Source organism: Pseudomonas sp. LM13, from assembly GCF_041381355.1.
Classification (GTDB): Bacteria; Pseudomonadota; Gammaproteobacteria; order Pseudomonadales; family Pseudomonadaceae; genus Stutzerimonas; species Stutzerimonas frequens.
In genome coordinates this window covers 14,076-26,489 of the sequence record NZ_JACBXH010000032.1, presented here as the reverse complement: position 1 = coordinate 26,489, position 12,414 = coordinate 14,076, and the positions used below count along the sequence as shown (strand labels likewise).

Sequence of the window (12,414 nt, the reverse complement as noted above, 5' to 3'; positions counted from 1 at the left end):
CCACGAGAGAACGGCGTTTTGGGTCAGGCGTAGTCATGCTCGTCCGGAAGCAATTTGGCGGGGTCACCGGTGTACTGCGGTGCACTGGAAAGAATGCCATCCAGACCGCTCAGCGCTGGCCCGACATGGATGCCATCGGCGCAAAGGCGATACTCGCGCACGGTGTTCTCGTGCCATCCGCTGCGCTTCTTCACCACCGAAAGGGCGCGGCGGATGGTGCCCTTGTGCTCGAAATAGCGCTGCATGATCAGTGCGTCGCTCAGGTAGCTGATATCGACGGGCGTGTCGGCGGGGTTGATCACACCCTGCTGGGCCAGCACCAAGATGCTGACCACGCCCTTCTGGCCGAGGTAACTCAGCAGTTCGTGCATCTGCAGGATCAGGAATTTGCCGTCCGGCATCGCGTGCATGTAGCCGTTGAGGCTGTCCAGCACGATCAGTCGTGTGCCGTTTTCCTCGACACTGCAGCGAACGGCCGAGGCGAACTCGCCGGGCGACAGTTCCGCCGGGTCGATCTGCTGCAGGTGCAGCAGCCCCTGGTCGATCCAGGGCTCCAGCGGCAATCCCAGCGCGCGGCCGCGGGCGCGCAGGGTGCTGGTGTTCTCGTCGAATACGAACAACGCCGTCTGTTCACCGCGCTTACAGGCCGTTACCGCGTAACTCAGGGCCAGCGACGACTTGCCCACCCCGGCGGTGCCGACCAGCAGAGCGTTGGTACCGCGCTCCAGGCCACCTCCGAGCATCCGGTCGAGGGTCTCGTTGCCGGAACGCACCAGGTCGCCGGAGACAACCGCGTGATGCTCGGCCGCCACCAGACGCGGGAAGATGCGCAGCCCGCCCTTGCGAATCACGAAGTCGTGGTAGCCGCCGCGGAACTGAATGCCGCGCATCTTTACTACTCGCAGGCGCCTGCGTTCCGCGCCGTAGTCGATCGACTGCTGTTCGAGCATCACCACGCCATGGCAGATGGAATGCAGCTGGAGATCGCCGCTCTCCGAGGTCTGGTCGTCGAGCAGAATCACCGTGCAATTGCGAGTGACGAAGAAGTGCTTGAGCGCCAGCACCTGTCGCCGGTAGCGCAACGGGCTCTGTGCGAGCAGGCGCATTTCCGAGAGACTGTCGAAGACCACCCGGGTCGGGTTGGTCTGGCTGACCCGGTCGAACAATTGGCGGGTGGTTTCGCCCAGCTCGATTTCGGCTGGGTGCAGCACCGTCAGCTCCAGCTCCGGGTCGAGGCTGGCCTCGGGTGTGACCAGTTCGAACACATCAATACCATCCAGCGACCAGCCGTGCCGCTTGGCGATCAGCTCCAGTTCGGCCTGGGTTTCCGACAGGGTCACATACAGCACCCGCTCACCCTGGCGCACGCCTTCGAGCAGAAACTGCAGGGCAAGGGTGGTCTTGCCGGCGCCGGGGCTGCCTTCGTATAGGTACATGCGGTCGGGGTCGAGCCCGCCGCCAAGGATATCGTCCAGCCCTTCGCTGCCCGTGGAGATGCGTGGCGCTTCCTCCCTCTGGCCGCTGTTCGGGCGATCGGCATCATTCATTCCGTGCTCCTTACGCAGGCTCCGCTGCGTGCAAAGTCCTTGCGCCGGAAAGATTTCCGGGCCGAGGCTGGAGAAACACCCGTTGCCCCTCGCGGGTGCCGGGCAATACCACTCAAGCGGCGTCGCAGAGGCGCGCGCTGAATGCAGTCAGTGTTCCGACTCGCCGTTTGCGGGCTCGTTCCACGCCTTGCGCCGGGTTGCACGGCGGCACCCGCGGCGACGCAACAGGCTGCAACCATTGCACCTTGGATCGAGCCCGACACTGCTCCATGATCAGCTTTTGCTTTTCGGGTCGCCTGCATGCCTCGATTCTCTCGTCCCTCGGCTTCGGCGCTGGGCCGCTTTCTGCAACTGGGCGGCACTGGTGCACGGATCGCCGGCAACCTGCTGGTGCAACGCGTCACGCCAGGCAAGGCGCGCATCGATTGGCAACCGGTGGGCGAGCTGCTGGGCGATGCACTCGGGCAGATGAAGGGCCCGGTGCTCAAGCTCGGCCAGCAGGCCTCGCAATGGCAGGATCTGCTGCCCGAGCCGATCAGCGCGGCGCTGGCGCGCCTGCAGAATCAGGTGCCCTCGCTGATGTTCGCGGAGCTGGAAGCCAACCTGCAGCGGCTGTACGACGGCCAGCTCTACGAGCTGTTCGAAACCATCGAACCTGCGCCCGCCGCGGCCGCCTCGCTGGGCCAGGTCCATCGTGCCCGCGATCGCCAGGGCAGGGCGCTGATCATGAAGATCCAGTACCCCGGCATCCACGCGATCTGCGAAGCGGATCTGCGCCAGCTGCGTCGGCTGATGCCGCTCGGGCGGTTGTTCGGCACGCCAGCGGCGCGGCTGGAGGCGGTCTACACCGAGCTGCAGCGGGCAATCGATGAAGAGCTGGACTACGCCGCCGAACGCGACAGCCTCGAAGCCTTCCGCGCGCACTTCGGCGACTGGCCCGGCCTCGGCATTCCCTTTGCCGCCAGCGAGCTCTGCCGCCCCGGCGTGCTGGTGTTGGAAGATCGTCCGGCCCGTTCCATGGCCGAGGTCGAGCAGGCACCGGTCGAGATCCGCCAGCGCCTGGCGGAAAACCTCTGCCAGTGGCTCGCCGAGCAGGCGTTCGGCTTGCAGCGGCTGCACACCGATCCGCACCCGGGCAATTTGGCCTGGACCGAGCAGGGCGAACTGGTGGTCTACGATTTCGGCAGCGTGCTGCGCCTGGAATCGCGCCTGCTGGCCGGTTACGTGCAGATCTTCGAGGCGCTGCGTGGCACTTCCAGCGAGGCGCTGGAGGCCGGCTTCCAGATGCTCGGCGGGCGCCAGCCTGGCAGCATGCCGCCGCACGGGCTGTATCGGCGCATCCACCTGATGCTGCACCCGTTGTTACAACCGGGCGCGCAGTGGGACTTCCGCGAAGCGGCGCTGCACCAGCAGCTGTCCGAACTCTTCCCCTTGCTGATGTCGGCACTGGGCAGCCTGCAACCGGCTTCCGGTACCTTGCTGATCAACCGCACCCTGGAAGGCCATTACTGGAACCTCTACCGGCTCGGCGCTTGCCTGCCCATCGCCGACCTGCTCGCCGAGCATATCGAGCGCTGGCGCGGCGAAGCCTTTACCGCTCGCCCCTGAACCACTGGAGAACGTCATGCCGCTGCAGTCATTCCCCGAAGGGTTTCGCGCGCTGATCATCGGTGCATCCGGTGGCATCGGCGCCGCACTGGTCGATGCCTTGCGCAGCGATCCGCACTGCGCATCGGTCATCGCCCTGAGTCGCTCGTCCGAGCCGGCGCTCGACCTGACCGATCCCGCCAGCATCGAACAGGCCGCGGCCAGCGTGGCGGGGCAGGGGCCGTTTCACCTGATCATCAACGCCGCCGGCGTGCTGCACGGTGCCGACTTCATGCCGGAGAAGCGCCTGGCTGATCTCAACCAGGCGCAGCTGCTCGCCACCTTCCAGATCAACACCTTCGGCCCGGCCATGCTTCTGCGCCACTTCAGCGGCCTGCTCGATCGCCAGCGTGGCGTGTTCGCCATGCTCTCGGCCAAGGTCGGCAGCATCGGCGACAATCGGCTCGGCGGCTGGTACAGCTACCGCGCCTCCAAGACCGCGCTGAACATGCTGATCAAGACCGCTTCCATCGAAGTGCGCCGCAATCAGCCGAATGCCGTGCTGCTGGCGCTGCACCCGGGCACGGTGAACTCACGTCTGTCGCAGCCGTTTCGCGGCGCCGAGATCGGCCGGCCGGCGGCCGATGCCGCGCACGATCTGCTGCGGGTCATCGACAGCCTGGGGCCGGAGGCCAGCGGTGGATTCCATGCCTACAGCGGGGCGGAGTTGCCGTGGTAACGGCCCTCAGCCAACCGGTGCGGCAAGCGCGTGGGTGACGGTTTCGGCCAGCAGTTCGAGGGTGAAGGGTTTGGTCATCAGGTGCATGCCGGGAGCAAGGCAATCGAGGCGGGTCGCGGCCTGTTCGGCATAGCCGGTGATCAGCACCACCGGTAGGCCGGGGCGCCGCTGCTGAAGCATTTCGGCAAGCTGGCGGCCGTTGAGCCCCGGCAGGCCGACATCGGTCAGCAGCAGGTCGAGTGAGTCGAGATCTGCGGCGAGCTCCAGGGCGCGCTGACTGTCGGCCGCCACATGCACGTGATAGCCGAAGTCCTCGAGTGCGCTCTGCAGCAACGGGCGCACCGCGTTGTCATCCTCGACCAGCAGAACCTTTCGCCCGCCACCTGCGCCGGGCATGCGGATCGGAACCGCAGTCGGCTCCTCCTGCGCGTCGGCCGATGCCGCCGGCATGTGCAGCGCGATGCGAGTCCCTTCGCCCTGACAGGTGTCGATGGAGATGAAACCGCCGCTCTGGCGGACGAAGCCGTAGACCATCGACAGGCCGAGCCCGGTGCCTTCGCCGAGGGGTTTGGTGGTGAAGAACGGTTCGAACACCTTGTCCACCAGTGCTGCCGGGATGCCGACGCCGCTGTCGATCACCCGCACGCAAAGATACTCGCCGGTCGGTACGCCGTGGCGGGCGGCCTGCTCCGCTTGCAACGCCAGGCGCTGCGTCTCGATGCGCAAGGTGCCGCCGTCCGGCATCGCATCGCGGGCGTTGAGCGCCAGATTGAGCAGGGCGTTTTCCATCTGGCTGGGGTCGACCAGGGCGAGCCCGGCGGCGTCCTCGAGGGCCAGCTCGAAGCGGATGGTCTCGCCCAGGCTGCGCTGCAGCAGCTCGGCCAGCGAGCGGATCAGAGAATTGACTGCGGTCGGCCGGGTCTGCAGTGGCTGGCGGCGGGAAAAGGCCAGCAGGCGCTGGGTCAGCGAGGCGGCGCGCTGCGCCGAGCCATGCGCCGCGTCCAGATAGCGCGGCAGGTCGTTGTAGCGTCCGGATGCCGCGCGCACACGGATCATGTCCAGCGCGCCGATGATGCCGGTCAGCATGTTGTTGAAGTCGTGGGCGATACCGCCGGTGAGCTGGCCGACTGCATCCATCTTCTGTGAGTGGCGCAGCTGCTCCTCGGCACGGCTGCGTTCCTGAACCTCGACGGTCAGCTGGTCGAGCGTCCTCTGCAAGGCCTGGGTGCGCAACTCGACCTCACGCTCCAGCGCATGATTGAACTGACGCAGCATCACTTCGTTGCGCCTCTCGGCGTCGACGTCGATGATCACCAGCGCCGCGCCCATCGGCTGCTCGGCGTGATCGTAGAGCGGCACGCCGCTCAGGCGCAGCCAGCGTTCGCCGCCTGACTCGGGGTAGTAGCGGAAGTCCTGGCCATTGACCTGCTCGCCGCGCAGGGCACGGGCACCGACGTATTGGCTCGGCGGTATCACCTGCCCATGGCTGTCCAGACCGACCCAGCGCCGTGCCCGCTCGGGCGCCGTCGAAGGAATCTTTCGATTGGGGACGTACTCGTCGTACTTGGGGTTGCTGAGCAGCGTATTGCCATCGGCATCGATGAAGCAGACGCCGATCGGAAGGTTCTCGATCAGTCGCTCGAAGCGGGTTCGCTGGTCGGCTCGCTCGGTGGCTTCGGCGTGGTGCGCGCGCTGATGCTGACGCAGGCGCATGCACGTGGTCAGGCAACTCAGCAAGGTGGCCGGCCCCACAGGCTCGCCGAGGACCACGAAGTCGTTGATCGTCGACGGCAGGCGGGCTTTCAACGCAGCATGGGGTTCGGCGTCGCGGCTCAGGAGAATGAACGGGATGGCACTGCCGGCTGGCAGTTTCTCGAGCGCGGCGCCGACCTCATCCAATGGCATCGCTGCCAGCTCGTCGGCGAGTATCACCACCTCTACCGTTGCGTCGATCCGCTGCGCCAGGCCCGCCTGGTCGGTGCAGTGGCCGACGTGGTAGCCCTCGACCGTCAGCCGCGTGGCGAGCTCGCGTCGTTCCGCACTGTCGCGCATGCCGAGAAGGATGCGTTTTGCTTCCGCGGTTCCGCCTGCCATGTCGTTATTGCGCCTTTCTGAAGGGGTAGTCCGACCAGCATCCCTCCTGATCGGCCGAGCGAAGCAACGCGGCTGTCCGCATGCGGACAGAGCACTATCGCGTCTGTCTTTGAGCGGACTGCAAGCAAGCGAGAGCGTTCCAACGAGCCGTCGGGTCGTCACGCCCGCGGCATGGTATCGGTCATTGGCCGTCAGCGATAGCAAGCTGCGTCCAGGCGCTCCCCGCGACAGTCAGCGTTCGAACCGCTGCAGGCTGCGAAAGACCTGCGCGGGGCTGGCGCCGATATAGCGCTTGTAGCAATTGCTGAAATGGCTGGCATCGGCGAAACCCGCATCGACGGCCGCCCGCGTCAGGCAGTCCGTACGCTGCATATACTCGGCCGCGAGCAGCAGGCGCTTCCAGATGCGGAAGCCGCGGTAGCTCATGCCGGTTTCGGCACGGAACAGGTGCGCCATGCGCGAGGGAGAGAGGTGTACCAGCGAGGCGGCCTGCGCCAGCGCGTGGTTGACGTCGCCCTCCTGGCGCAACAGCTCGAATACCGGCGTCAGGCGGCCCGCAGCGGTTGCATCGTCCACGGCGGGCATCAGCGCCAGCAGGGTCTGCCGCGTCTGCTCCTTGCTCGGTGCCTCTTCGTAGAGCGCGGTCAGCGTATCGATCAGCACGGGATCGTGCAGCGGTAGCGCACACTGCCCGGGGCGCCAGGCAAAGCGTTGCACGAAGCGCCCGTACAGCTCGCTGTCGCGCTCGACGAACAGCTTGGCCAGCACGCCGCCCTGCGCATCCACCGCATGCGCCACACCGGCGGGTACCACCACGGCCCGGCAGGGCAGGGCGGTGCCCGCCAGTTGCAACACAAGCGGGCGATAGAGGCCGACCATGAGCACCGCCGCGCCGTTGACGCGTCTGTCCAGATGCCGCAGCGGGCCGAAGTACAGCAGCATGTCCGGCCACATCAGCAGGTGCGAAGGCAGCATGCCCGGGCTCCTCAAGTCAGCTCGTTTTTACAAGCCTCACGCTAGCAGCCGGCTCTAGCATCGGGACATCGTACTTTGGCGCCGAAAGCCCGGCTCAGGCGTCCGCACCCGCACGGAGGAAAAACAATGACAAACACCATCCCGCTCGAGCCCCTCGCCAATACCGGCTCTGTGTCGACGCCGGCGCAATTCGAGGCCCAACTCACCGACATCGCGGCGCCGCTGGCGGGCGAGGCGGTGCTCGGGCTGCGCGCGCTGTACCTGTCCTGGCGCGTCGGGGCCTGGCTGGACACCGGCCTGCAGGTAAAGGCCGGCGATCGGCTGACCTTCGTGCTCGAGGGCGGCGTCGAGGTCTCCCGGGCGCTGGGCATCCGTTATTCGGCGGAGCTGGCGACCTGGGCGCGTATCGGCGAGCGGGGGCCGATCTTCCGCGCGTTGCACGACACTCAGGGCTTCACGGTGGAGCAGGACGGCCCCCTGCAGCTCAAGCTCTACCCGCGCGACCGCTGGCTCGATGCCAGCGGCCGCTACCGTGGCGAGCCGCCCGCGTTCAACCCCGACGAAGGCGGCGGCGGCAATGTCGGCATCATCCACTGGCGGCCCGGCACCGATGTCGCCGCGCTGCTGGGCCAGGCCGCGGCCGGTCGCGACGCCGCGCACTGGGCCAGCCGCGAGCTGGCGCGCCTGCGTTCACCGCGTGCGCCCTTGCCCGGTGGCTGGCAGGAGCTCTGGGAACTGGGGCCGTCCACGGTGTTCTCCGCTGTCACGCCGGCCCAGGCGGGTCGGGCGCCGGCACAGGCCATCCGCCTGCATACCCGTGACGATGTCTCCATCCTGCAGAAAGAGGCCGACCTGCCGCTGAGCGCACACACCACGCTGAGCTGGAAGTGGAAGGTCGACCGATTGCCCTCGTCGGTCGCCGAAGACCAGATCCACACCCACGACTACCTGAGCATCGCGGTGGAGTTCGACAACGGCCGCGACCTCACCTTCTACTGGAGCCGGGATCTCCCCGAAGGCACGCACTTCCACTGCCCGCTGCCCGGCTGGCACGACCGCGAGACGCATGTCGTGGTGCGTTCGGGCACCGCCGATCTCGGCCAGTGGCTGTGCGAGGAGCAGAACATACTGGACCACTACCGCACCGCCATCGGCGGCGAGCCGCCAGCACGCATCCGGCGGGTCTGGCTGATCGGGGTCAGCCTGTTCCAGCATGGCGAAGGGGAGGCGACGTTCGGCGATATCCTGCTCAGGGATGTCGATATCGAAAAGCGCCTCTACTGAGCACTTCACGCCCGGTCACCGGCATCGTGCCGGCGGCCGGTCGCGGCGTATATCGCCTCTCTGCCAGGTTCGCGGCTTGCCCTGTCAGCGCGGTGGTTCCGTGGCGCGCAACAGGTCGTTGAGTTCCGCACCAGATGGCGTGCCGCCGAAGCCATCGAACCGGCCCTGTTCGATCATCCTCCGCGCCGCATCCATGAACCCGCCCCAGGCCGCGCGCGCCAGCGCCCCGCCGACACTGATGCGCCTGACGCCAAGCTCGGCCAGCGCCTCGACCGTCAGCTCGCTGTTCCAGCCGATCAGTACGTTCACCGGCTTCGGCGCGATTGCCTGGACGACCGTCTGAATATCCTCCCGCGTCTTGAGACCCGGCGCGTACAGGCAGTCGGCCCCGGCCTGCGAATAGGCGAGCAGGCGCTCGACCGTGTCGTCCAGGTCGGGGCGGCCGACGAAGTAGTTTTCCGCACGGCCCACCAGCAGGGTGTCGCCGCCGCCGGCATCGATGGCGGCGCGCGCCGCCTGCAGGCGCTCGACAGCCTGCGCCTTGTCGCGCACCGGCTGGGCGGGATCGCCGCTCGAATCCTCGATGGACAGGCCCGCCACGCCGGTCTCCAGCGCCAGGCTGACACTGTCGAAGACCGCCTCGGGCGTGGCCCCGAAGCCGCTCTCGAAATCGGCGTTGATCGGCAGGTCGCTCATGGCCGCCATGTAGCGCATGTGCGCCAGGGTATCGTCGCGTGACAGTTGCCCATCCGCCTGGCCCTGAGACCAGGCATAGCCTGCGCTGGTGGTCGCCAGGGCCCGGTAGCCGAGGCGCTCGAGCAGGCGAGCACCGCCGGCGTCCCACGGGTTGGGCAGCAGGAAGCACCCTGCATGGTGCATCTCGCGGAAGGCCGCGCGTTTATCGCTTACGGTGGGGCGGGTCATGATGGCTCCGGGAGCAGGGGGCTTGTCGTCATCCTATAGCCCACCACGTGCGTGACGCGCCACCGCGGCGCCATCCAGGGAGCGCCGACTTGCACGAAATTGGCGATTTGGCCGTTAACACGCTTGCCTGATACAACGCACATCAGGCCGCCGCAAACACCGGCAGTTCCCGTCCTGCCGCCGGCCGTCCAGAGTTCGGCCGACAGGCTACGAACCCAGGAGCACTACCGATGATCGATCTCCCGCTGTTGCTCGCCTTTGCTGCAGCCGCCTCGCTGCTGACCGTCACGCCGGGTGTGGATACGGCCATCGTGCTGCGCACCGCCACGCTGGAAGGGCGGCGCCAGGCCGTGCTGGCCGCGGCGGGCATCTGCCTGGGCTGTCTGGCCTGGGGTGTGGCCGTGTCGCTCGGGCTGGGTGCGCTGCTGCAGGCTTCGGAACTGGCCTATACGGTTGTCAAATTCGCCGGCGCCGCCTACCTGATTTGGCTCGGCGCGCGGTTGATGCTCAACCCGCGCCCCTCGTTCGACTCAGACCCGAAGGGGGCGACCGCCGCAGCGAGCGGCCAGGCCTTCTGGCGCGGCTTGCTGACCAACCTGCTGAACCCGAAGGTGGGCGTGTTCTACGTCACCTTCCTGCCCCAGTTTGTCCCGCTCGGCGCCGATGTGGCGGGTTATTCGTTCTTCCTTGCGTGCCTGCATGTGCTGTTGTCCCTGGCCTGGTTCACCGTGCTGATCGCCGCGACGATTCCGCTCGGGAGGCTGTTGCGCCGGCCTGCGCTGACGAGGGCGCTGGACCGATTGACGGGTGGGGTGCTGGTGGCGTTTGGGGTGCGGTTGGCGGCTTCGAGTGGGGAGTGACGACGCTTAGCGATTACATATTCAGTGATCGCCTTACCGACGCTGGGTTGGACGAGTCGAGTGGGCAACCCCTGGCTTGGCGCCAGGGGGGAGGAGATACGACGATCAGAAGCGGTAGTTCACCCCCAGCGTCAGGGTACGGCCCGGTGCTGGCTGGCGTCCCTCGGGACTGGTGTCGATGCCGCGGAAATAGTACTGGCGGTCGAACAGGTTGCTGATACCGGCCGAGGCGGTCAGCACGCTCTGGTCCTGCAGCTTGAACTCGCGCTCGATGGCGGTGTTCCAGATCCAGTAGGCAGGCAGCTCGCCAACTGAGGCGCTGGCGTTCTCCTCGGCGCTGTTGGCGTCGTCGGTATAGGCGCTGCTGACGTAGAGGCCATCCAGGCTGTAGGCCCAGAACTCGGCGAAGCGGTAACGACCATCGACGGTGAACTGGTGCTTGGAGCTGTACGGCACCTCGTTGCCCTTGAAGTCGCCGGTGCGCAGTTCGGCATCAAGGTAGGCGTAGCCGGCGTGCAGGTCGAGGGTTGGCAGCGCGGTCGGGGTCCAGAACACCTCGGTCTCTATCCCCTGGTGGCGGGTGCTGCCGAGATTCTGGAAGCGGCTGTTGGCGAACACGATCTGGTCGTCGAAGTCGATGCGGTACAGGCCGAAGTCGATGCGCAGGTTGTCTTGTGGAGTAAAGCGCACGCCGGTCTCGTAGTTGCGCGAGATTTCCGCCTGGACCACGCCATCCCTGACGATCTGGAACACCTGAGGCACCCGCAGCGAGCGCTGCGCGTTGGCGTAGACGAACCAGTCGTCGCTGGCCTGGTAGCCGATGCTCAGACCGGGCAGCCACTCTTCGGCCACGGTCTTGCGCTCGACGCCGCTGACGCCGTCGGCGTACTCCATCTTGGCGTGCTCATAACGCATGCCGGGGGTGATAGTCAGGCGGTCATCGAGCAGCTTGATTTCGTTGCTCACATAGGCAGCTTGGCCCTTGGTATCGAATACCCAGTCGCGTACCACGCTGGTGGTACCGGTATTCAGGTTCAGACGGTCGACGTCGAAATCGACGTTTTCCTTGACCAGGCGGGCGCCGAGCAGCCAGGTCTGGCTGACGCCATCACCGTCGATGCCGAGGCTCAGGCGCGGCTCGCTACCCCACACGCGGAAGTCGCGGGGCGCATCCTGCAGGGTGGCCGGCGTGGCATCCGGCGCGAAGGGCAGACCGACAATAAAGTTGCGATAGCTGTTCTGGGCGAAGTTGGTCCAGCTGAACTCCACGTCGTCGAACGGGCCCATGGCGCCGAGGTATTGGGTATAGGTGCCCCAGACGCGGTCGCTGTCGCCTTCGAAACGATCGAGGTCGCGGGTCGACTGCCGCGGGTCGTCCTTGTAGTCGGCCACGCTGAGGGCGCCGGCCAGGTCCATGTCGGCGATGTAGCGCTGCACGCCGAAACTCAGGCTGCGGCTGTCGTCGATGTCCCACTGGCCGCGCAGGCGGTAGTTCTGCACATCGGTATCGGAGTGCTCGCGGCCGTATTCGCCGCTGATGGTGTTGACGTCCAGCTGCAGGCCGAAGTTGTCGGTCAGGCGCCCACCGGTGCCCAGGTAGCTGTCGTACAGCTGGCGCCCGCCGGGCGCGAAGGTGACACGCTCCTGCAGGGTGGTTTCCCACTTATCCGGAATTGGCCGGCTAATGAAGTTGATCACGCCGCCGACGTTGTTCGGCCCGTACTGCACGGACGCGCCGCCACGCACGATGTCGATGCGATCGACCGTCGCCAGGGTCTGCGGAAACAGCGACAGGCTGGTCTGGCCATAGGGCGCCAGGGCCAGCGGGATGCCATCGGCGAGCGCCTGGATGCGGCCGCTGCGACTTTCCGAAAGCCCGCGCACGGACAGTTGCGGCAGTACCCCGGTACCGGTCTCGTCGAGAATCTTCACCCCCGGGACCCGAGCCAGCGCGTCATCCAGGCCACGCACGCTGGCCTTCTCCAGTTCCTGGGCCTGGACCACGCTGCGGCTGCCCGCATAGGTGCGTACTTCTTCGTTGCTGGCGCTGCCCAGCACATCGCCCTGGATGACGAGCGGGGCAAGGGATACCGGGCCGTCCTGCTTCTGCTGACGGTTGTCCTCGGTCTCGTTGGCCTGCGCGGCCTGGGCAATGGCGATGGCCAGCAGACTGGCAGTGACGCCGATACGGCGGGTCGTCCTGATCATGCGGAGAAAATTTCCTGATTGTTTGGCGTCAGGTGCAACTGCGCAGCAGAGGGGAACGCTGTCTGTCACCTTCAGCCTGTTGTGGGCAGAGTGTTGCGGCTCTTCTGGGAGCTATTTTGATAATGCTAAGCCTTAGCGGCTGAGAATTATTATCGTTGCGTAAGGTGTATGTAAAGCGGAAGGTGGAACGGTATGT

The 12,414-nt window shown here is 66.5% G+C and carries 9 protein-coding genes; 4 read left to right on the top strand and 5 right to left on the bottom strand.

The features are described from left to right. Window positions 1–23 precede the first annotated feature (23 nt). A complete protein-coding gene (locus tag HZR81_RS17625; RefSeq protein ID WP_500128851.1) occupies window positions 24–1,547 on the bottom strand; it encodes an ATPase domain-containing protein in 1,524 nt (507 codons plus the stop codon). Between the two features lie 300 nt (window positions 1,548–1,847). Here HZR81_RS17625 and HZR81_RS17620 point away from each other — a divergent pair, with 300 nt between their 5' ends. Next, window positions 1,848–3,155: an ABC1 kinase family protein gene (locus HZR81_RS17620; protein ID WP_500128850.1), complete on the top strand. Its 1,308-nt coding sequence runs from the start codon at window positions 1,848–1,850 to the stop codon at window positions 3,153–3,155. 16 nt (window positions 3,156–3,171) lie between these two features. Then, window positions 3,172–3,873, top strand: a complete 702-nt coding sequence (locus HZR81_RS17615) for an SDR family NAD(P)-dependent oxidoreductase (protein WP_500128849.1) — start codon at window positions 3,172–3,174, stop codon at window positions 3,871–3,873. Between the two features lie 6 nt (window positions 3,874–3,879). Here HZR81_RS17615 and HZR81_RS17610 read toward each other — a convergent pair whose 3' ends face one another. Together HZR81_RS17610 and HZR81_RS17605 are read right to left on the bottom strand one after the other, a co-directional pair. Further along, on the bottom strand, window positions 3,880–5,967 hold the full coding sequence (locus tag HZR81_RS17610; RefSeq protein WP_500128848.1) for a response regulator: 2,088 nt from the start codon (window positions 5,965–5,967) through the stop codon (window positions 3,880–3,882). A gap of 231 nt (window positions 5,968–6,198) precedes the next feature. After that, window positions 6,199–6,942: a helix-turn-helix domain-containing protein gene (locus HZR81_RS17605; protein WP_500128847.1), complete on the bottom strand. Its 744-nt coding sequence runs from the start codon at window positions 6,940–6,942 to the stop codon at window positions 6,199–6,201. A 126-nt stretch (window positions 6,943–7,068) separates the two neighbouring features. Between HZR81_RS17605 and HZR81_RS17600 the strand changes: the two genes are divergently transcribed. After that, entirely contained in the window at window positions 7,069–8,226 is a 1,158-nt protein-coding gene (locus tag HZR81_RS17600) for a DUF3047 domain-containing protein (protein ID WP_500128846.1), read from the top strand. An 84-nt stretch (window positions 8,227–8,310) separates the two neighbouring features. Here the strand turns inward: HZR81_RS17600 and HZR81_RS17595 are convergent, their stop codons facing one another. Then, on the bottom strand, window positions 8,311–9,150 hold the full coding sequence (locus tag HZR81_RS17595) for an isocitrate lyase/PEP mutase family protein (RefSeq protein WP_500128845.1): 840 nt from the start codon (window positions 9,148–9,150) through the stop codon (window positions 8,311–8,313). A 230-nt stretch (window positions 9,151–9,380) separates the two neighbouring features. Here HZR81_RS17595 and HZR81_RS17590 point away from each other — a divergent pair, with 230 nt between their 5' ends. Then, on the top strand, window positions 9,381–10,010 hold the full coding sequence (locus tag HZR81_RS17590) for a LysE family translocator (protein WP_500128844.1): 630 nt from the start codon (window positions 9,381–9,383) through the stop codon (window positions 10,008–10,010). A 105-nt stretch (window positions 10,011–10,115) separates the two neighbouring features. Here HZR81_RS17590 and HZR81_RS17585 read toward each other — a convergent pair whose 3' ends face one another. Then, window positions 10,116–12,218, bottom strand: coding sequence for a TonB-dependent siderophore receptor (locus HZR81_RS17585; RefSeq protein ID WP_161612219.1), 2,103 nt, complete (start codon window positions 12,216–12,218; stop codon window positions 10,116–10,118). Between the last annotated feature and the right edge of the window lie 196 nt (window positions 12,219–12,414).